The sequence below is a fragment of the Chitinophaga sp. genome (assembly GCF_039596135.1).
Lineage (GTDB): Bacteria > Bacteroidota > Bacteroidia > Chitinophagales > Chitinophagaceae > Chitinophaga.
The window spans coordinates 1-22,573 of record NZ_JBCNKH010000004.1 but is presented as its reverse complement, the minus strand read 5'-3'; the positions used below and the strand labels follow the sequence as shown (position 1 = coordinate 22,573).

Annotated in this window: 11 protein-coding genes; 3 read left to right on the top strand and 8 right to left on the bottom strand. The window is 45.6% G+C overall.

The features are described from left to right. Positions 1-188: 188 nt before the first annotated feature. The 7 genes from ABDW16_RS04400 to ABDW16_RS04370 form a co-directional block, all read right to left on the bottom strand. The gene (locus ABDW16_RS04400) at positions 189-2,969 is read right to left on the bottom strand and encodes a carboxypeptidase-like regulatory domain-containing protein (RefSeq protein ID WP_343667970.1); all 2,781 of its coding nucleotides are present in this window, start codon (positions 2,967-2,969) and stop codon (positions 189-191) included. Next, positions 2,969-3,466, bottom strand: coding sequence for a DUF4402 domain-containing protein (locus ABDW16_RS04395; RefSeq protein WP_343667969.1), 498 nt, complete (start codon positions 3,464-3,466; stop codon positions 2,969-2,971). Before ABDW16_RS04395 ends, ABDW16_RS04400 begins: the two co-directional genes overlap by 1 nt. Positions 3,467-3,478: 12 nt before the next feature. Further along, entirely contained in the window at positions 3,479-11,350 is a 7,872-nt protein-coding gene (locus ABDW16_RS04390) for a hypothetical protein (protein WP_343667968.1), read from the bottom strand. A gap of 101 nt (positions 11,351-11,451) precedes the next feature. After that, positions 11,452-12,303, bottom strand: coding sequence for a hypothetical protein (locus ABDW16_RS04385; RefSeq protein ID WP_343667967.1), 852 nt, complete (start codon positions 12,301-12,303; stop codon positions 11,452-11,454). A gap of 23 nt (positions 12,304-12,326) precedes the next feature. Then, positions 12,327-12,851 carry a DUF4402 domain-containing protein gene (locus ABDW16_RS04380; RefSeq protein ID WP_343667966.1) on the bottom strand — a complete coding sequence of 175 codons (525 nt, stop codon included), beginning with the start codon at positions 12,849-12,851 and terminating at the stop codon, positions 12,327-12,329. A 321-nt stretch (positions 12,852-13,172) separates the two neighbouring features. Beyond that, positions 13,173-14,402 carry an amidohydrolase family protein gene (locus ABDW16_RS04375; protein WP_343667965.1) on the bottom strand — a complete coding sequence of 410 codons (1,230 nt, stop codon included), beginning with the start codon at positions 14,400-14,402 and terminating at the stop codon, positions 13,173-13,175. Between the two features lie 282 nt (positions 14,403-14,684). After that, positions 14,685-15,167 carry a nuclear transport factor 2 family protein gene (locus tag ABDW16_RS04370; RefSeq protein WP_343667964.1) on the bottom strand — a complete coding sequence of 161 codons (483 nt, stop codon included), beginning with the start codon at positions 15,165-15,167 and terminating at the stop codon, positions 14,685-14,687. Between the two features lie 85 nt (positions 15,168-15,252). Between ABDW16_RS04370 and ABDW16_RS04365 the strand changes: the two genes are divergently transcribed. After that, positions 15,253-15,609, top strand: coding sequence for a helix-turn-helix domain-containing protein (locus ABDW16_RS04365; protein WP_343667963.1), 357 nt, complete (start codon positions 15,253-15,255; stop codon positions 15,607-15,609). Positions 15,610-15,625: 16 nt separating this feature from the next. Here the strand turns inward: ABDW16_RS04365 and ABDW16_RS04360 are convergent, their stop codons facing one another. Beyond that, on the bottom strand, positions 15,626-15,976 hold the full coding sequence (locus ABDW16_RS04360) for a helix-turn-helix domain-containing protein (RefSeq protein ID WP_343667961.1): 351 nt from the start codon (positions 15,974-15,976) through the stop codon (positions 15,626-15,628). Between the two features lie 70 nt (positions 15,977-16,046). Here ABDW16_RS04360 and ABDW16_RS04355 point away from each other — a divergent pair, with 70 nt between their 5' ends. Both ABDW16_RS04355 and ABDW16_RS04350 read left to right on the top strand, forming a co-directional pair. Then, entirely contained in the window at positions 16,047-16,892 is an 846-nt protein-coding gene (locus ABDW16_RS04355; protein WP_343667960.1) for an SDR family NAD(P)-dependent oxidoreductase, read from the top strand. 448 nt (positions 16,893-17,340) lie between these two features. Next, the coding region (locus ABDW16_RS04350; protein WP_343667959.1) for a hypothetical protein at positions 17,341-22,573 on the top strand (5,233 nt) is incomplete at its 3' end.

Below are 22,573 nucleotides of genomic sequence, written 5' to 3'. Positions count from 1 at the left end.
CTAAAAAGATAGATCGTTTTTTGTTCTTTGGGGGCTGTATCCTTTGGGGGTTGGCCAACAGCCAGGAGACTGTCGAACGTAAGCAGAAAAGAAAAAATCACTTTCGCACTTTGCAACATAAATTTCTTTATTTCCCCACTTCTTTCTTAAAAAAACGCTTTACGATATTACTGAAAAAAAATCAATCCTCACTCCATCCTGAATATAATCTTCTCGACCACATCTCCATCCCTTAGCACCCGGATAGTAAATGGAATACTACCCGGTACTGATTTGCGCTGCAATTTATTCAACTGTACCTGGTCTATACTGGCAGTATAGTTTCCGGGGGGCAGGCCAATATAATTAAACGTTCCGTCCGGTTCTGTGAGTGCCCTGGCCACAAGCCCCCCTTTACTATTCCTGATCAGCACCAGCACACGGCCCTGTGGTACATTGTCCAGGAATACCCGGCCGTTTACTTCGCCCACCACCGTCACAGGTATTTCTACCAGCTTCAGATTATTCGGATCAATGGCAATACTGTAAGTCCTGTTGTCGAGCCGCCAGGCTATGTTTTCCAGGCTATTCGCATCCACTGTCACATAATAGTTCACAAAAGGTTCCAGCTGTGTGATCATAATAGTAGAATCAGATTTACTATAGATCACATTCCCATACCTGACACTCACCTTCACATCAGCTACCTTCGGCTCATTTTTATCCCGCTTTCCATTGGCATTCAGGTCCAGGAAAGGTACTAATGTCACACCACCAGTACCTACATTGATGCGATTATTCAGGTCGAAGTGATGAGTACGTTTATCGTACATCATACCACCCCGAACAGCTTCCACGATCGTGCTCACGCCTGATCCTCTCCAGGCAGACAGGGACGTTTGTGCAAAATCCAGGTCATACCGAAAACCAATACCCACATTAGTGATATTACTTTTATAATTCTGTTCAAATGTAAAATTGACATAGCCCCGGTTCATGATATACTTGCCGATCTCCCCTCTTACATATGTGAATCTGTGATCACTATAACCATACTGTACCTGTGGGAGGAAGATGAGACCTTTGGCAAGAGGAACGGTAAAGGCCAGGTTGCTATAAATATAAGGTTGGGTATTTTCAAGGAAGAAACCATAGGTAGAAAGATTCGTACCTATCCTTTTTATAGAGCCGGTCACCAGCCATTCTGCAGTCGTATAATTAATATTGCCCGGCAGCAGAATATGATCCAGCGTTACCCTTGTAAAGGATGAAAAATGAGGAAAGTTCACCGGTCTTGATACGATCAGTTTATGTTCTTCCTTATAATTAAAATTGATCGCTTTCTGCCCTTCTTTATACCTGATATAATCAAACTCTGCCTCCAGCCCGGTCCTGTGCCGGTAGGTCATAATACCTCTTGCACGTACATTGTAGACATAATCAGCGGTGAATAGCAGCCCTCTTGCCACCAGCATAGACATGTTTACAAACGGCATCCCTTTGCCGGTTCTTACAGAAGAAAGATATTCCATTCCCGCTCCAATGGTGATTTGCCGGGTCAGTCCATAATTACCCTGTACATGTGCATAATGGCTATGCAGGGAATCTTCCACCATCCCTGCCGTAGCGTTGTATTCAAACTCTTTATAAGGTAGGAAATTAAAGGGCACGACTATATTCTCATCCTTAAACCTTTCCTCTCCCCAGGGGCCATAATAGCGCAGCGTTACCTGTGTATTCCCATACACCAGTGGTACCTGGAAGCTAAAAAAACCTGCAGCATCAGCCCGGGTATAGTCTACCAGCACGCCATTTACATATAGCTCCACGATCCAGTTAGGATCGGTAAAATTGCTCAATGTATAGGTGCCATAAGAACGTCTGAAAGAAGTAGGGGTATTCGTCAGTGTTACACCTACCACGGGTGCAAAGATGGATGCAATGGAGCTGGCATATAGTTTCCCGGCAATGATCTGCCGCAGTGCAGTGTTGTCATTGTTGGCATAACGCCAGCGGTAAAATTGTTGTCTTTCATCCAGCGGCCTGATGTAGTTACTGTCATGCGAGACACTGGTTTTTGTAGTCTGCTGGGTGAAGTTGTTGTAGTTAAGAGATACAAAGGCTTCTCCACCTGCCAGCATACCACCTAAGTTCAGGTTGAGGCGGGTATCGGAAAAACCGGGTTTCCGCTGGGTGGCGATCACAGCCCAGTCGGCCATACCAAAATGGAAGAGGGGATAAGTACGCCCAATTGTAGTATCTGCCTCCATTTCACCTTTCAGCTTGCTAATGTTCTGGCGCATCAGCTCCTGCCGCATTTCTCTTACAACAGGGAGCTCCACTTTTGTTTCCATATTAACGGCCAGGTTGCGGAATATGAATTTACAATTCAGACCAAACACGAGGCCAAGGATATCCGTGCGTAAATAAATCTCATCTGCAATGCGCACAATGCTCTGCTGTGGCAGGGGAAAGGTCTTATGCTGATAAGTGATTTGCCTGTGCTTGTGATCTATCACATAAGGGAACTGCTGGTCAACAAAGAAACCGGAGACGGAATCCAGGCCAGCAGACGGAATATTCCTGATCTTCAGAAAATTGAACAACGTACTTACCGGCAGGTACACCGTATCATTATGTATCACAGCTGGCATTTCCACCCCGCCTATATCTTTTACAATGAAGGTGACTGAAACCTCATCATAATCAAATTCTTCTTCATACCCGGGTGATCCCGGACCAGGTCCACTTCCACCGGGGCCAGGCCCACTTCCCCCAGGCCCAGTTCCTCCGCCACCAGGGCCAGGTCCACCACTAGGTCCCGGACCTCCGCTATGAGCACCTCCCCCTGGCCCGCCACCAGGGCCTCCTCCCGGCCCCGGCCCTTTCGCAAGTACTGACAAGGTAAGCAACAGGCATAACAAACAACTCCACATATGCCTGTATTCAGACATACAACTGTTGATCATATTTCCATAGTCCTTCAACATTATTCCTGTATAAAAGTCACATTGAACGTTCCACTGTATTGCCCTGGTGGATTGGCCAGGATATTGCCTACCGTCAGTGTACCACCTATCCGCACCAGTGTTCTGGCCGGTGGTGTAGCCGTAGCAATAAAGGGACTCCCCGTACTGGAAGCGCCTATCGTCATCGTCAATGTTCCCCCGTTACTGCCTGTCAGCAAAGCAGACGAACCGTTTACAATCTGAATCAATGTTCCGGGGTTGGCATCCACCTCAAATATGGCCGGTGCAAAAGAGACACCCATTTGTAACAGCACCACGCTACCTGTACTGGATCTTGATCCATCTGAAAATACCGTTACCGTGCCACCGGAAGCCCCCATTGTAAATGCACCAAAGCGTAAGCCCTGTGCAGGGTTTACGTATATGGCTATGGGGCGGGGAGGCGGCTGCTGTGCCCTGGAAGGTAAAGCTGCCAATACACCCATCAAGAATAATATGCCGGTAATAAAGCCATTCATGCTATCGAATATTTACTGATGCGCCACAAAAACCTTTTTCGTCCTCAACCCTTTCTTTGAATATAAACTTACCATATAGATACCACTGCTAAACGACGGACCCAGCTCCCGTACACCACTACCCGTCACAGTTGTACGGAATAATACCTGTCCTGATACATTGCATACTGTCAGCTGTTCCGTTTCGCCAGCTTCCAGGTCCAGTGCTACGAATATCTTCCCATGTGCACTATAAGCATTGAAAGTAGTATTGTCCGGAGCAGTACCCAGGGCTTTCAAACTAAACACAATGGAAAACCGCCTGTCATCATTTCCTGCATTGACGTACGTCCGGTAATGTGCATCTGCCGTCAATTGCTGATAAGTGTCTTCCCCATCTTTCAGATAGATATGCCATCCGGCAGGCATGCGCAGCAGATCTGCAGCCCTGAAGGTGAGATACCCCGTCTTCTTTGTATATAGTCCCAGTGGTATCACAAACGTACTATCCTGTAAATACGGCAATGCATATACCGACAGGCGATTGGTATCAGTACCCCGCATAAACATATTCGGTACTGAAGGGTCCGTATTCATTATCTTCAGCGCATCCATCGTCTGATCAAATTCCTTCACGGCACTATGATCAAAATATACCACCGCCATATCTTCCCCTGATCCATCTTCTGTAAACCCTGCTGCCAGCCTTAATAAAGGCACAGTAGCCGGTGCATCCCTGTGATAATTAGGGGTGAGGTTATTGACACGGGCGGTATTATTGACAGCGAAAGTGGCCGTCACCGGGAAAGTACCATTAGACACATGTACAAAGAAACCCTGCATGGCAGGAATGATATTATTGGCCACACCATCGCTGGAAATACCATTGATATAAGAGCTATAGGTACCGGCATACTGATCTGTAGTACCATTATTAAAGTAATAGATCGCATTGTCGATATTCGTCTTCGTCCAGCCACCAGCCGCATTCCAGTCAACAGGAGATGGATACGGATTGCCCGCCAGGTTAAAGCCAAGGGTATACGGTTGGTTGTTATTGGTAAATGTGGGTGATGTGATAGTACCATTATTGACAGTGCCCGTCATATTGAATGTTACCGCTGCCGTACTGCTGCCAAAATTAGCGGCATATCCGGCCATAGGCACCAATGCGTTCGTTGTGGTGGTATAGGCAGTCCAGCCGGAATAAGCAACATTCTCTACATAACTATACAGCGTAGGGAAAGAGGCACTCAGGTTAATATCATCTGCCAGCTGGCTCACTGTAGCCGATTGGAATGGAGAGCTTACATACCTGTAGCCAAATGCAGAAGGAAGGTATCGCTGCATGGTAACATTGCCACTCACACTGCCGCTGCCACTACCATCGATCAGGGCTGTTTGGGTAGCGGTCGATAACAGGGTAATAAATCCACCAGTGGTCAGTGTACCTGTAGTCACTTTCAATATCCCCGCAATATTGAGCGTGCCTGATACCGTTATGCCAGCACTATTATTGGAGGTGAGGTTATTAACGGTATTGGTGGCAAAGGTGCTGGCGGGTATTGTCTGTGCAACGCTGCCATTCAGCTCAATGCTGCCATTGGTGGCCGTGAATGTACCTGAATTGGAAATGGTGCCGCTGATCTGCATGGCGCCACCATTCACTGTTACAGAGGCCCCGGTCTGAATAGTCAGGTTATGGGTCGTGGCAGTACCGGTAGTAATATTGGGATAATTGGTGAGCGCAGACGGAATAATCGCATCTGTTGTAGTGAGTGGAACAAAGCTGGCAGACCAGTTGCCGGTCAGGAACCAGTTGGTACTTACAGCCCCTGTCCAGGTATTGCTGTTCAGCAGCTCACCAACTGCAATATCTCCAATGCTGCTCAGCCCTGTAGCCTGGATAGAGGTAGCCAGCGGAGATACTGTGGTGGGCGAGGTCCAGGTGCTGCCATTATAATTGGCCACTTTAAAATTAGAAGTAGTAGACCCCGCATCTACATCTCCCGCTACCCAGTTTACAGTAACTGAGGTAGTGGTAAAGACGGTACCGCTGTTGGTAAAAGACCAATACCGGTTCACGCTCCTGTTAGGGTTTAATGGAGAGGTCGCAATGTTGGGATGCTCAGTAGCCGTTGCCGTTCCTGTCATATTACCAGCTGTAGTTACGCTGGCAAAGAGTAATGTGGCCGGAGAATAATTAGTGCCATCGCCAACTTCATAATTCCGGGTCACACTGGTACCGGTGCTTACATTTTTCTGTAATTTTCCATACACCCATCCTGTGCTGGCAGATGCCCCGGTTACACTGCCGGTGGCAGGAATGATCATAGTGAAGGTGCCCGTTTGTATAATTCCTTTAATGAAATTGAGGGTAGTATTCACTGTTACATTCGTACCCATGGTAATATTTCCGCTGGCTTTTTTTACCTGCAGATTATTGAAGGCGCCGGTAGAAGAAATATTCTGCACGCCAGTGCCAGAGAAGACGAAAGTATTGCCGGTATTGGTAAAGGTGCCACCTGTCATACTCCAGCTACCTTCCAGTGTATCCACAAAACTGCCGGGTATAAAAGTACCGTTGGAGAGTGTGAAGTTACTTAAGATGTGCAGCATCTTTGAGGCAGTTTTATTGCCTGCTGCCGTTATCTGCAGGTTGCCGTAGGAGGTATCGGCATTGATCGCCTGGGTACCGCCATAATATTCTACGTTACTGAGTGTATCGATAGCATAGCTTGTAAATGTAGGTAAGGAGGTGGTACCACCTACCCTGTACAGCGCATTGTCGTCAATGGTCAGTATGCCACCACCAGCATCCTGTGTTACTGAAAAACCTGCATTATCGAATGTGCCGCTTTGTACATGGAGGTCTGCCACACCCACTGTATTCTGTGCCAGCGAGGTAGTAGCACTTGTTTTATTGATGGTGAACTGTGCCAGCGTATAAGGCGAAGATGTACCTCCAATTACAGAAGCCAGTGAGCCAGTGAAAATGACAGTGCCTACAGTAGCGTCAAACAGGTTATTGTTCGTAAAGTTATGCGCCACATTGAAATCAGAGTTGGCAGCAATATTACCCGTAATCACCAGGTCATAGAAAGTAGTACCCGGGCTACCAGTAAGGCTGTTGCTGGCTCCACTCAGGGTAAAGGTAGAAGTGCCTCCGTTCAGCGTACCATCACTTTCCATATCACCGGCTACCGTATAACTATTACTGCCGGCATTGAAGATGGCATTATTGGCGATCACAAAGTTGCCACCCACCGTCCAGTTGTTAGCAGGAGTAACGCCGGCGGTATTGGTTATAGTCACGTTGTTCAGCGCAGTAGGTGTGCCGGTTACTGACATTGCGCCACTACCGGCAAAGAGCACTGTTCCTGAGCTGTTGAAGGTAGTACCCAATAGTTTTATAGTCTTTGCGGTGCTGGGCGTGAAGTTCAGTATGCCTGTACTGGTTACGGTACCATTATTGGTAAAACTACCCAGTATAGTATGGGTAGAAGGGCCGCCATTGAAAATGCCCCCGGTACCAACGTTGAAGGCGATTACAACAGTCCAGCCTACGCTGGGATTCACTCCTGCTGTATTATTCACGTTCAGTGTAGCAAATGTTGGTGTGCTGGTAGAGTTCAGTACAGGAGATATGGAACCATTGAAATTAATAACCCCACTTGAATTGGAAGTAATGGCATTGAGCAGGCGGATGGTTTGTACTACAGTGCCGGTAAAGGTGGTGGTGCCGGTACTTGTCAGCACGCCGCTGTTGGTCAGGTCTCCATTCACAGTGGCCGAACCAGATCCGGCATTATAAGTGCCGGTAGCCGTAATAAAGAGCAATCCATTATACGACTGATCGCTACCTGCCACCGTATAACTACCATATACAGTCACCTTATTGAAGGTAGTAGTACCTGTAATGGTCTTGCCACTACCGTTCAATATCACAGTACTGCTTGCAGGCGTATAGGTGCCACTATTTACCCAGTTGCCGCCGAGGGTAATAGAGTAACTACTACCACTGAATGTAGCGCCACTGTTAATAGTAAGGTCGCCGTTCACAATGGCATTCCCATTAAGGGTTTTGGTACCTCCATTGGTGAAGATAAGGTTACCGTAGGTCACAGGGGCTACTCTCTGGGCAACTGTACCATTATAGTTGACAGTGCTGCTGGTACCTGAAGCATAGGTAACAAAATTTGCCGGGAAGTTATTGGTTCCTCCTGCCAGCAATGTAGTCCCATTGGTGAGGGTACAGGTACCGCCCGAAGAACTGCGGTTGCAGGTAAAGGTAGACAGCGATAAGGTACCACTGCTGAGTGTAAGGTCGCTGTTGATGCTCACATTGCCGGAAAGAGTAGCGGTACCACCTGCTTTATTGATGATAAGGTTATTGAAAGAGCTGGCAGATATACTTTGTGCGCCGCTCCCATTGAAAGTGATGGTACCGCCTGAAGGGACGAATGTGCCACTGTTGTTCCAGTTGCCACCCACGGTATTGGTGACAGTGCCACCGTTTAGAATAGCACCGGAGGCAATGGTCACATCGCCGGTTATATTAGTAGCGCCACTGATATCCAGTTCACCCGCGCTGACAGATAGATTGCCGGCTACACTGGTAGCACTTCCCAGTGTAGCAATACCTCCCGTAGTATTTATTGTCAGGTTGTAATAAGGAACACCTGCTACAATTTGTGCATTGGTACCATTATAGGTAACAGTGCTGGTAGATGGGGTGAAGGTGCCGTTAGTATAATTAAAATTATTCCCGATATTGAGGTTACCTGCACCGGAAAAAGTTACATTGGCACCTCCTGATTCGGTTAGTGATCCGCCGACTGTAATTGTACCTGTGCCTGCATTCAGATTGATCACATCTCCCGAAGTACCATCGCTCAGTGATAGGTCTCCATTCACAGTAATATTCTGGTTATTAGCATTGATGGTATGGGTGGCATTGGTGCTCCAGGTGCCGGAAATATTACCTGCAGTAGTGAGAGAGCCGCCAGCATTCAGGGTAAGTGTAGCAGCCTGCACACTACCAAATTGAATACTTTTTACAGAAGCGGCACTGGTAATCACTGGTTGGTTCGTAAAAGCAGCGGTACCAATTTCTGCGATATCATTTACACCCGGAGGGGTAGAAGGAGAGCCTGTAACCGTTGTCCAGTTACCCGCTGTGGCCCAGTTGCTGCTCACAGAACCATTCCACCTGGCTACATTCAGCGTGCTGGATAATGTCCAGCGATTGGTGACATCTCCTAATAAAATTTGTTCTACATAATTGGAAGTAGTGCTGTTGGAACTACTTCCGGATGAGCTCCAGCCAGAGCCGGTATTGTGCCACAGTGTTAATGCCGATTCTGTGTTCCCGTTCAGTTCTGCATCTTCATAGTGCAATCGCAGGGTGGCAATGGAGATATTAGTACCCGTTACAGTGATAGTATATTCCCGGTTGATAGCACTACCAGAAGGGAAGTCCGTCACAGCGCCTTTTGTAACCGTCACCGTTATGGCCGTTACCGCCAGTGTGATCCCGGTAAAGGTGATCTGGTTATCAGGTCCTTCAAACGTATAGGGGGTAAGCAGGCTAAAAGCATGTTGTCTTCTGATGGTACCGATGATAATACCAGGACCGGTACGGGTGGTTGTAATGATGACCATATTGCTCCCTGTGCTCATTCCACCCTGGGTCATATTCAGCGTGCCTACCGTGGTATTGGCATTCAGGGTAAGCTGGTTGGTGGTAGCAGATTTATTGAGCGTAAGGATGTTGAAAGTAGTGGCCCCATTAATCGTTGCATCTGCACTACCTGTGAACGCAACTGTGCTGGAGGATGCTGTAAAGGTGCCATTGTTGTACCAGTTACCCATGACGGTGACTGTAGCCGTAGACCCGCTAAAAGTAGTGCTGGTAGCAATCGTAAGGTCACCATTTACAGAAATATTTCCTCCTGCTGTCTTGGTACTTCCGTTAGATAATGTCAGGTTACCATAGGTGCTGGCAGTCACTGTTTGTGCCCCGGAACCGTTATAATTGACTGTATTGGGAGCAGTAGACGTTACATTGAGTGTGCCACTGGTAACCGTATATGTATTGGCAATACCCAATACAGCATTGGTGGATAACTGTAATGAGGTGCCATTCAGGTTGACGTTAAAAAGGTTGGCAGTACCTGTCAGTGAGCTGGTGCCGGTGAACGTAGCTGTGCCGGCTGAGGCAGTCAGGGTACCGCTTACATACAAGGACGATCCGATGGAGAAGTTGATGGCGGTGGTAATACTCCCGGATGCCACCAGGCTGTTAAAGTTGACAGTTCCTGCTCCTGAAATTGTTTTGGAGGCACCACTAAGCGTGATGGTATTGCCAGAACCCGTAAGTGTACCGCTTACACTTAGGTTGCCTGTAATAGTGAGGTCGTTGCTGGCAGTGACAGAGCCGGATACAGTCAGGTTGTCAAAAACAATATTCGTACCCGTAATGGTTTTAGAGGTGCCTGACATCGTAAAGGTATTTCCGCTGGCACAGGTAAACTCACCGGGGCCAGTGGTAGCCAGGTTTCCCGAAAGGTTGATGGTGGTGGTAGCAGGTGCTGTGATATTAGAAGCGCCGATAGTCAGGTTATTGAAATTCTGAGTACCCGACCCGCTGATAGAAGAGCCGGGGGCATTCATCAATACAGTAGAGGTATTCCCTGTGAAGGTGCCATTGTTAATCCAGTTACCACCCAGGTTATAATTAAACGTGCTGCCATTGAAGGTAGTAGAAGCACCGATGGTCACATTTCCACTGAAGGTGATATTAGAAGCGCCGGTAAACGTAAGGGAAGTACCTGCATTGATGTTACTGACAAAGTTGCCCGCCACGATAAAATCCGTAGCCGGCATGGTCTTTACAATTGTACCGCTTGATGCAGACAGGGTAAGGTTGCCATATGTTGCCGCAGCTACTGTCTGGTTGGTGCCCGAATATTCTACAGTGCTGGTCAGGCTTAGAGATACAGTACTATAGTTGGCCGGAAAGGTAGTGGTACCACCCAGCTTCAGGGTAGCGCCATTGGCCACCAGGATAGATCCACCGGCTACTGATGTACCTCTGTTGGCAGTAAATGTAGAGAGGTCCAGTGTACCGGTTTTCACATTGATGATTCCCGCTGTGGAGGTGGTGGAGTTTAAAGCATTCAGGTTACCAGCAGGTGTTTTGGTGCCACTGCCGCTGATGGTAAGGGTAGAATAGGTCAGTGTTTCCCTGATGGTCTGGTTCACCAGCGTAGCGCTGTAATCTACGGTGCTGCCGGCACTAAGGCTAATGGAACTGAGGCCATAGTTGCCCGCAAAGGTGGATGCATTTACTTTCAATATGCCTGTAGCGCCGACAGAGAGCGTACCTGAACCGGAAACAACCTCAGGAGTAGCATTTTCGGCAGGCAGGAAGGTACCACTCACAGACATGGCGCCACTCACACTGGTATTGACATTGAGTGTTACAGTACTGCCGGCGTTTATAGTGAGTCTTCTGAAAGTAGTAGCATTACCGTTAATGCTTTGGGTAGTACCACCAAAGGTTACTTTGGAATTGGTACTCGTGGTGGTATAAGTTCCTGAATTATTCCAGTTGCCTTTGATAGTGACAGTTACTCCTTTCTGAGAAATAGTGCCACCAGCGTTGAGGTTTAGATCTCCGGCTATGGTAAGACCTTTGGATATAGAGAGCACGGGGCTATTATTGCTACTGATGGTGAGTGAATGACAAACTGACGAAGTGCTGATATTAGGATGAAAAGGACCGGTAAAGTTTGCATCTCCGATAACAGCATCTACAGTGGCTGTCGGTACGCCAGCCGTCCAGTTTGCACTGTTGTTCCAGGCAGTACTGACTCCACCAATCCAGCTTGTTTGTCCCATAAGGTTTAATGGGACAAACAAGGGAACGGAGATGATTAGTAAAAATATAGATTGCAATAATTTCTGCATGCTCATCAATATGCTTGCCTTGATGGGCAAGGCTAGTATAAAGTAATTTCAGAAGTAGCCAGCGTGCCAGGTTTTGCATTTGTCTGGGAGTCTTCATGGTAAGACACCCTTAGTTTGCCCGCATGATAGTTGATACCGTTTACTTTTGCCAGCGCTATACGTAATTGCCTTTTCCGGTTGGGAGTATACACTGCTACACCTTTGATAAAACCGATCGGGGTTACTTTGCCATTAGGTGAAATATGGTCTACGCTCACATTTCCATACACCGACATATTTCCCGCTCTATGGAAAGTGACATTTAATCTTGGGATGGTGTCCATAGAAAGGGAAAGATCCGATATACTGGCGGTAGCATTATTTTCACCTACCCGGATAACCACAGGAATGGAGATGCCAAAAACAGGGATAAGTTTGATAGAGATGGTCTGTGAGTCTTCCAGTGTTTTCTCGGCTCCCAATGGTTTTTGATTAGGTACAGCTCTGAAATAAATATGAGAGCGATATTCACCGGGTTCCAGATCAGCCGTATGTTGTAGCTGCAGTTTCACTACCTGTGCCTCCCGGGGTGGCAGAGTAACGCTGTGAGGAAAGAACCGGAGGAAGTCACTGGCAAACTGTTGTCCGGAATCCGGAACAGTAATATTCTCGAACGAGCCATCTTCATTCATCCTGATCTCTACCATCGAGATGACAAATCTTGCGGTATCTGCGCCATTATTGGCAAGATTGAGTTCCTGGATCTTTTTCCCTCCTTCAAAGACTACCCGCCGGGGAGTAATCAGCAGGTTGCCCTGGGCCTGGACCAGGAGAGGAATCAATAAAATAATGGCAAATAATATCCCTTTGCGCGACAGTGGATGCCGCTGCCTTACCAATCCCATAATTAACAATAGGGCCTTTTTAATCAGTTATAGTTTACCGTTACCGTGAATGGGGTGGAGGTTGTATACACCCCTGCAGCCTGGTTTGCACTCACATGCAGTGTAGCGCCTACCCGTAAGTTTTGGTCGCCACTGGCGTCCAGTGTACCACCTGATGCAACAGTAGGGCTACTGGTAAAGGTATTCACAGTCATGGTATTAGTGCCATCGGTGATGGTTACATCTGAAGAAGGTAGCGTAATGGCATAAGTGTAATTGGCTGTACCTGATACTGCAAAGACCGCTGGTGATACGTCAGAAGTACCACCGGTAGAAGGTAAGGTAACACCACCAGTAGTGGAGCGGGTACCTGCAGCAGCCAGTACTACAGTACCTGCAGTGGAGGTAACCGCTACCCGGCCAAAGTTCATATCAGTCGTCTTGGAAATTGCAATAGGAGTTACAATGGTAGCCGTGACGCTGGCAGTTGCAGATGCCTGCCCATACGAACCTTTACTGATGCCGATCAGTAAAAGTGTGCTGGCAAGAAGAAGAGAGAATTTTCTCATAAATCAGAGTTTTAAGTAAAAAAAATAGCACTTAGAGAGCCATTCTTAATCGCTCTGGATTTATGAACAAGGAAAGGTGTGTATTACTTATTGCAATTGCAAATTACACCATTCCGCTAATATGGACAATTTAAAATTAAATGGATTAGTGAGTTGAAATTCAATGTATTATGGATCTTCTCGCGCATGCTCACCGCCATCAGGTTTTAAAGGTAAAGGCTGGTTTCGGTAGCGGACAGGACGATAATTTTTAGATAAAATTCGGGCATTATTAGCTCCCGGATCAGGAAATGAAGACGTGCATTTATGCTTATACTACCGCTACTTATAAACCTTACCATCTTTCATTACAAAAACCACCCCTTCCAAAACACCGATATCAATTATCGGATTTCCCTTCACTGCAATAATATCTGCAAAACGCCCAACTTCAATGGCGCCTATTGAATTGTTTCCTATTAAATCAGCAGGATTAAGTGTTGCTGCACGTAATACTTCAATATTGGTCATTCCTGATGCTACATAAGTTTTATACATTCCTGCGCTGGCCTGACCTCGGGTCTTTCCCTGAAATTCATAATAAATATCCGAACCTATTGCTATCCGCACACCCGCTTTTATGGCTCTTTTGATTCTTTCCTGATATCTTGTAACCCCATATACATCTGTGGGAACTAAAAAAATATTCTTTTTGGCCATTAGGTTAAGCACTGTTTCAGAAACGGTATACGCGTGTTCAATAGAACTCACCCCTGCCTCGACTGCTGTCATAGAAGGGCCGTCTCCATCGGTTGCATGTACGGCTACTGGCAGATTAGCCCGTCTCGCTTCCTCTACAATAACTTTCATTTCCTCTAAAGATAACCTGCGGGAGCCAGAATTGGCTATAACTTTTATGCAATCAGCGCCATCATATATAGCCTGCCGTACGGCCCTCCGGGCTTCTTCTACACCACTTATCTGAACATATTCTTCGCCCAATAACTGCTGCGCAGCTGGTGTCATTGACAGAAACTGACCACCTACAGGAGAAAGTGCTCTGGTGGAAACAAACATACGGGGTCCGATCACATCTCCATTATTAATAGCGTCTCTTAATGCAATGTCGGCATTGATACTGGAATTACCTAAATCACGTACAGAGGTAAAGCCAGCCTCTAGCATTTCACGTGCTAACCTTGCACCTAGTAATGCTCTTTTAGCTGGCCCGAGCTGAGTCATTTCCAAAATCCTATTCGGGTTATCATCTCCATATCTTGCATAATATTGGTGAAGTAAATGAGTATGAGCATCAATAAGCCCCGGCAAAAGCGTTACATCACCTAATGCAATAGTTTGTACACTATCGGGAATTTTGAGGTTAGAACCTACTCCTGTAATTTTATTGTTTTCTATTAGTATAACTGCATCTGGAATTTCCTTGCCGGAACGAACATCAATCATCCACTTTGCAGTTACAGCAATCCTGCCTGTGGATTTTTGATCTTGAGCATTTACAAAAGTAAATAATAAGATGAACGCAGTCGTTAAGGATGTTGTCTTCAATTGCATGAAACAGATTATTATTAAAATTTAATGAAACTAAAGCTTCGGGGCCTTTGAAAAGGCTATCATCTTTAAAATAGGTGATCTTCAGGGCCAACTCCCTGGTCTGAGGGTCAGCCAGTGTAAATGATGCCTGTCACATGTAGTAAAGATATCAAACCCCGAGCGATTGTTCATCCGAAAACTCCTTTTGTTCATGGTAGGTACTGGTTGGTTTTCATGTTCCGGATCAACAGATTGACCTGTATAAGCAGTGCACCCCGTTGAGTAATAGCACAATGACACGAACTATAACGTGTTGATTCCATCCATGAAGTGGAGTTCCAGTTTACGAAAACTAATCCGCCATCCATCTCTGGTACGGACAAGTTCGTCGGAAAAGGCACCAGCTACATACAACGAAGGATTGGGCTTTCCATCTATAACTTTCCCTTTATGTGTAGCCCAAAGGTCGGTTCTTGCAATTGCTACATCGCCATCAATAGTCACCACCGGATTACCAACCAGGTGTTGCCAGTTTGAAAAACTGCTCATATTACCCGGATTTACACCATCACCTCGCATAATTTGCACCATTTTCTGATAGGATGTAGGTTCGCTTCCTGCCGCCCGGTAATCCAGTACTGCATTGTCAGTAAATACATCTTTCCATGTATCCAGAATATTATTATCATTTCCCTGATGCAAATCCTGTCCAAATGAATATTTTGTTATCACATCCTGTATTGCAAAACGATCCATCAAATACTGTAAGTTCTTTTCCAATTCCATGATCTATAATTTTTGATGATACAAAATAACTTAAAAAGAATGCAGGACTGAGGCTTGCTTTACTTTTGTAAAGTATCTTTGCTATATGGATTTCAAGTGCGATAAAGACAAAGTATTTTCGACAGCAGAACTTCGCCTGATGAAGGATGCACTCTATGTACTTGGCGGAAAATGGAAGCTGGACGTGATTCGTTCCATTGCTGCAGGCAATACCCGCTTTAGCGAGATACAGAAGAGCCTTCCCAAAATCAATACCCGGATGTTAAGTAAAGAGCTAAAAGAGCTCGAAGCCAATCATATTGTTGAACGAAAAACTATTGATGACTTTCCTCCTGTTACTATCTATACATTTACCGCATATAGTAAAAAATTAGCGCCTATCTTTGAATCATTGATCGAATGGGCTAATACCCATCGAAATGAAATTTTTAAAGTACCCTGATAACTTGCGTCCACATCTATACTTTTCTCGCTTTTTTCAATTCTGCGCGATGATTTTCACCCCACTTAATCATTTCATCCACCAATGGTTTCAAACTTTTACAATATGGAGTGACTGTATATAAAACGGATACAGGCAGTGAATCATATACTGTACGGATCACAAGTCTGTTCTCTTCAAGATCTTTTAGCTCTTTCGATAGTACGCGGGTAGTGATATTGGGAACAGCCCTTTGTAAATCCCGGAATCGGTTATTGCCATTGTTAATAGCCATCAGGATGGGTAATTTCCACTTTCCACTAATGACAAACAATGTATCCTGTACATATTTTATTTTTTCTTCGATGCTTAGTTCTTTCTTTGCCATTTTGGTATCCTTTAGGTAACTGGTATCAAATGTATATCATTATACTGTTAGTTTTGTAAAAAATGTAATAATGCAAAAAACAGTATTGATCACGGGTGCTACCAGTGGTATTGGCAAAGCTGCCGCAGTTGCCCTTTCACGGCAGGGTTTTCATGTTATAATACACGGGCGGGACGCTGCAAAAACGGAAGTGGTAAGACAGGACATTATAACTGAAAGTGGAAATACCCAGGTAAGCGCAATAACCGCAGACCTGTTCAGCATGCAGGATATTCGTGAAATGTGTACACGCATACATGAGCAATTTCCCCGTATTGATATACTTATCAATAATGCAGGCAGTCTGATGAGTAATGTCAGAGAAGTCAGTGCAGATGGCATAGAAAAGACTTTTGCAGTGAATGTAACGGCTCCATTTTTAATTACTCATCTATTGTTAGATCTGCTTGAAAAAAGCGATGATGCCCGTATTATCAACGTAGCATCAAACTCTCACCAGCTTAATGCACAACCTGACTTCAACGACCTGGAACTTAAAAATGGATATAACCCGTTACGGGCATATGGCAATGCCAAATTATTTCTGATCTGGAATACCCAACATCTGGCCTGGCGTACTAATGTGAAAGTGTATTCCCTTCATCCGGGCGCAGTTGCTACCAGTTTTGGGAAAAACAGCAACCTCGGCCCTCTGCTGAATATAATAAGCAAAATGGTACGTCCGTTTTTCCTTAGCCCCGAATCCGGTGCAGACACCATTGTTTTCCTGGCAACAGCATCCACTGTTCCGGGAAATTCTGGTGATTATTATGTCAACAGAAAACCAGCGAAAAAAAGTGTTAAGTATTTTAGTCCGGAACGGGAAGATCTGATCTGGAATTATTGTTTGCACCAAACCGGCATCATAACCTATTGATTACATGATAAACCGGCCTGAATAGAATGCCGGGGCCATTGGCATCCATTGCCTGTTACAGTCATCATCGTTAGCGCTAAGACTACCGCATTTTCCTCAAAAACAAAAACCTCCGGATCACATCCGAAGGTTTCTATTTTCTTGCCCAACCGTTGCCAAATACGTTTTATTGTAAATTTTAATACCACAATACTCAGTAATATCCTCCATTTACTCAATCTAAGGTACTCATTAGTTCACCTGAATGATAATCTTACACTTGTGCCCAACATACTCATTCCATTCCACTCTTATCCCGCTATAATTAACGACCAGCCTCGCTTTTGTTTAATTCATTGAAAAATATATTATATATTATTGCATATTGTCATTATAGAATTCTGTGGCCGTCGAAATAAAATTCCTATATCCCTTAAAATAGATACCCTTGAAAATCCAACTTGTTCAAATGCAAAGGCATTTCATGTTTTTCTTTGCAGTAATTTTTTTATTTGTACGAACATCCGCTTTTGCAAGCCCTGAATGCCCCATCATCTCTGGCACATTCCCCGGCGCAAATGGCACCACTGCAGACAACTCAGCTACCGGATGGTATCTTGATGCATCCAAAGTACTAAGCACGGGATACTTCGCCGTGAAATCGAATCGCTTAACTGCACAGGAACTTGGGGGAGAAGGAGTGTGGTATTCAAAAGTCTTTTCTACCGCAGGGTATACAGACTGGCAGGTGGCTGTAAAGGTCACCTCCGAAGGAGATATGAATAGCTCCGAATATGTAAAGATCTTTTACAAAATAGACGGTGGCAGTGAAGTCTTGTTAGATCAGCGCACCGGCAATTTTGGAACCCTGGATTTCACATCCGCATTACTCAATGGTAGTAGTGTACAATTGGTTGTAAGAATTTACAATTACAACAACGGAGGCACCCAGACGTCAAAATATTATATAGAACAATACAGGGTTTTCAAAGAGAAAGGTCCTTGTAGCACGAGCGGCATAACAGTGACCGCAACAGCTGGCAATGGTGGTGTGCTCACCTGCGCATCGCCTTCTCTCACCCTTTCAGCCACATCTTCCGCCAGCGGCACTACTTATAGCTGGACGGGGCCTAATGGCTTTACTTCAACCTCTCAGAATCCTTCCGTAAGCACAGCAGGAAATTATACAGTAACAGCAACTAGTGCTTCAGGTACAGGAACTGCTACCGTTGCCGTTTCAGAAAATAAAGTCGCACCTGATCTTTCCGCAACCGGAGGTTCGCTCGCATGCGCTGCCAATGTGGTACTGTCAGCTGCATCGGCTGTGGCCAATGCTACCTATAGCTGGACAGGGCCCAATAGTTTTACCAGTACGACAAAGAATCCAACTGTAAGTACCGCAGGTGATTATACCGTCACTGTTACAAACCCTGCTAATGGGTGCAAAACATCTCAGACGGTAACAGTTACAGCTGGCAATGCAGCCACCACCACCTGGGAGGAGAACTTTACATTATCTAATGGAACGAGTGTAGATAATGGTACTACAGCATGGAGTGTTACCAAACCATCAAGCAGTACTTTCTCTGTCAATAACAGTGAATTCCGCATAAGTGGAATCGGTACTACAGGCGAAGGCGTCTGGACCTCCGGTAGTATTACAATGACTGGCAAAACCAGTGTGACAGTTTCCGGTGCAGTAAGGAGTTCAGTAACAGGAGGTGCTGTCATGAACGATACCGGTGACTACGCCGATTACTTAAGATTCTACTATAAATTAAACGGTGGATCTGAAGTTTTATTTTATGAAAAGAAATCTGCTATCAATAATCATAGCACAACCAATACTACATTTTCAGTATCAATACCTACCAGTAGCACATTACAGATAGTAGTAAGAGCACGGGCTACCGGTACAGATGAATTCTATTACTTCGACAATGTAAAAGTAACGGCGATCGATCCTGCTGTCACACTTGCTACAACTGTAAGCGGGCCAGTTACCTGTACCAGCAATGCACAGATTACTGTAACCCCCAGTGGCACAGTGTCATCTTATGCATGGACAGGGCCAAATGGATTTACGTCTACTACTCAGAATCCAACCGTTACAGCAGGAGGAGTATACACCGTTGTAGCCACACTGCCTACTGGTTGTACGGTATCAGCAACTGCCACAGTCACTGAAAACAAGACAACACCTGACCTGGATGCAAGTGGGGCGGTGTTAGGTTGTCTTACAAGTGTCGCCATTAGTGCAAATTCTACTGTTGCCAATGCAACGTATAGCTGGACGGGGCCGGGGGGATTTACCAGTACATCAAAGAATCCCACTGTAACTGTAGCTGGTACATACACAGTGACGGTTACAAATCCGGCCAATGGTTGTACAGCATCAAAGTCTGTCGTAGTAGAATCATCTTCTGCTACGGCTACCAACTTCTGGCTGGAAGACTTCACATTTGCAAACGGTACAGTTGCCGACAATGGAAGCACTCCCTGGACAATAGTGAGTACAGGTACAGGAACAGCATCCGTTCAGAGCAACGAGTTTAAGGTGTCATATACAGGAGCAGGTGAAACAACCTGGTCTTCTGGTATTATAGACATATCCGGCAAGACCAATGTGATAATAGCGGCGGATCTTCGTAGTGAAACGGCCAGTACCAGCGATGCCTTTGAGAGTGATGACTACATGAAGGTTTCCTATAAACTGAATAATGGCGCGGAAGTATTGGTGTACGAAGATTATGCGGGTATAGGAAGTACAACAACCGGAACCTCAAAGGTGACAGTCAGCTCTGCAGCCTTGAATGGTACGAGCTTACAGGTCATAGTCAGAGCAAGAAATTCAGATCCTACAGAAAGATATTTCTTTGACAATATTAGTCTTACAGGCGCCAGTTTAGTGAGCTATCCTACAGCTGTAGCTACGGTCAAAGACTCACTTACCTGTGCAGTAACATCAGTAACCTTATCAGGTACGTCTTCAGTTTCAGGCGTAACATATAAATGGACTGGTCCAAATAGCTTTACCAGTGATCAGCAGAATCCTGTTGTCAACGCAGCTGGCGATTATATCCTCACTGTTACTAACACATCGACAGGGTGTACCGGCAAGGACACAGTAACAGTCAAACAGTTTACTACAGCCCCCGGCGTAACGGTGGGAGTAAGTGGACCATTGTCTTGTGATGCAGCAACTGTAACCTTAACTGCGAGTTCAGCTACAACAGGTGTAACCTATAAATGGGTAGGCCCGTCAGGATATACATCTACGTCACAAAACCCTGTGGTAAGTGTGGTAGGGAATTATACCGTCACCGTAACCAATCCGGTCAATGGTTGTACAAGTAGTCAATCAGTGACGGTGATCAATAACGTAGCTACTACGAGTACTATTTGGAATGAAGACTTTACATTGGCAAATGGAACAGCGGCAGACAATGGAACTACAGCCTGGTCAGTAATATCACCTTCAGGTAGTGTATTCTCTGTGAATAGCAATGAATTCAGGATAAGTGGTATTGGGACATCAGGAGAAGGTGTCTGGACGTCTGGTGTGATAGATATCAGTGGCAAGACAAATATCAGTATCGGTGCAAATGCGAGGAGTGCCGTAACTGGTGGTGCAGTGATGAATGATACGGGTACATATGCTGATTACCTTCGTTTCTACTACAAATTAAACGGAGGTGCGGAAGTGCTCTTTGCAGAGAAAAAGTCTGACATTAATGGGCATAGTACTACTTACTCTTACGTGTCTACAACGGCGGCGTTAAGTGGTAGTACCCTGCAATTGGTAATTCGTGCAAGAGCTACGGGTACAGATGAATTCTATTATGTGGATAACGTAAAGGTAAATGCAGCAAGTGCCGGTTCATTGACAGCATTAGCAACGGTAAAAGATTCGCTTACCTGTGCGGTTACATCGGTGAATCTGTCAGGATCATCTTCAACTCCGGATGTAACTTATAAATGGACGGGTCCTGCAGGTTTCACAAGTGATGTACAGAATCCTGCTGTTACAGCGCCGGGAGATTATATCTTAACGGTAACGAATCCTGCCACGGGTTGTACAGGTAGTGATACTGTGACGGTTATCCAATCTATTACTCCTCCGGGGGCGGCGGCAGGTGTGAGTGGGCCATTGTCTTGTGGTACTTCTACGGTGACATTATCCGGTAGTTCTGCTACAGCAGGTGTCACTTACAAGTGGGCAGGACCATCAGGGTTTACATCTACATTACAAAACCCTGTAGTAAGTGTAGCGGGTGTCTATACACTGACGGTAACCAATCCTGTGAATGGTTGTACAAGTACACAATCTGTTACAGTTACAAACAATGGTGCGACTACAAGCACCATCTGGAATGAAGATTTCACCCTGGCAAATGGAACTGCTACTGATAACGGCACCACAGCATGGTCAGTGACAGCGCCTTCCGGTAGTGTTTTCTCTGTTAATAACAATGAGTTCCGGATCAGTGGAATAGGTACAACCGGGGAGGGAGTCTGGACATCTGGTGTGATAGATATCACTGGCAAGACCAATGTTAGCATAGGTGCAAATGCAAGAAGTGCTGTAACGGGTGGTGCAGTGATGAATGATGCGGGTACTTATGCCGATTATCTTCGTTTTTACTACAAACTGAATGGAGGTGCTGAGGTACTTTTTGCAGAAAAGAAATCAGATATCAATGGGCATAGTACGACTTACTCATACGTTTCTACTTCTTCATCAATGACAGGTAGTACCTTACAACTCGTTATTCGTGCCCGCGCTACAGGCACGGATGAGTTCTATTATGTTGACAATGTGAAAGTAAATGCAGCAAGTGCGGGAGACCTGACAGCTGTAGCATCGGTTACTGATTCACTCACCTGTAAAGTAACCTCTGTCACGTTATCAGGAAGTTCTTCTACAGCTGGTGTAACTTACAAATGGACGGGCCCTGCGAATTTCACAAGTGACTTACAGAATCCTGTTGTAACCACTCCGGGAGATTATATTTTAACAGTAACAAATCCTACTACAGGTTGTACGGGTAGTGATACAGTAACTGTTAAGCAATCCGTTATCACTCCAACTGCCGTTGCCGCTGTCAATGGTTCTCTTTCCTGCAGCATCACCACTGTAACTTTATCTGGCAGTTCTACTACATCAGGAGTTACCTATAGCTGGACAGGACCTAATGGATTTACCTCTACGTTACAAAATCCTGTAGTCAATACTCCGGGAACTTATATATTATCTGTAACCCATCCAGGTACTGGTTGTATAGGTAGTGGGCAGGTTATAGTAACGCAGGATATCAGCAAACCAACTTTATCGGTGACAGCACCAGCTGTGTTGAATTGTTCAACTACATCAGTCAACCTTGCTGCTACTTCAAATGGTACGATCACCTGGAGTGGGTATAATGCAGGCGTGAACCCAATCACGGTAACAGCTGCTGGCAAGTATTACGTAACCGCAAAAGGTACAAACGGCTGCACAACTACCGATAGTGTGACAGTGAGTCAAGACATCACCAAGCCAACATTGTCAGTAACAACACCGGGTACTTTAACCTGTTCCATCACTTCCATTAACCTTACCGCTACATCTAACGGAACGATTACATGGAATGGATATAACGCAGGCGTGAACCCAATCAGTGTAACAACTGCTGGCAAGTACTATGTAACAGCAAAAGGCA

Coding starts and splice junctions, on each gene's coding strand:
- ABDW16_RS04380 (WP_343667966.1), bottom strand. CDS start 12,851: ATGAGAAAATTCTCTCTTCTTCTTGCCAGCACACTTTTACTGATCGGC.
- ABDW16_RS04375 (WP_343667965.1), bottom strand. CDS start 14,402: ATGCAATTGAAGACAACATCCTTAACGACTGCGTTCATCTTATTATTT.
- ABDW16_RS04400 (WP_343667970.1), bottom strand. CDS start 2,969: ATGTTGAAGGACTATGGAAATATGATCAACAGTTGTATGTCTGAATAC.
- ABDW16_RS04385 (WP_343667967.1), bottom strand. CDS start 12,303: ATGGGATTGGTAAGGCAGCGGCATCCACTGTCGCGCAAAGGGATATTA.
- ABDW16_RS04370 (WP_343667964.1), bottom strand. CDS start 15,167: ATGGAATTGGAAAAGAACTTACAGTATTTGATGGATCGTTTTGCAATA.
- ABDW16_RS04390 (WP_343667968.1), bottom strand. CDS start 11,350: ATGGGACAAACAAGCTGGATTGGTGGAGTCAGTACTGCCTGGAACAAC.
- ABDW16_RS04360 (WP_343667961.1), bottom strand. CDS start 15,976: ATGGCAAAGAAAGAACTAAGCATCGAAGAAAAAATAAAATATGTACAG.
- ABDW16_RS04355 (WP_343667960.1), top strand. CDS start 16,047: ATGCAAAAAACAGTATTGATCACGGGTGCTACCAGTGGTATTGGCAAA.
- ABDW16_RS04365 (WP_343667963.1), top strand. CDS start 15,253: ATGGATTTCAAGTGCGATAAAGACAAAGTATTTTCGACAGCAGAACTT.
- ABDW16_RS04395 (WP_343667969.1), bottom strand. CDS start 3,466: ATGAATGGCTTTATTACCGGCATATTATTCTTGATGGGTGTATTGGCA.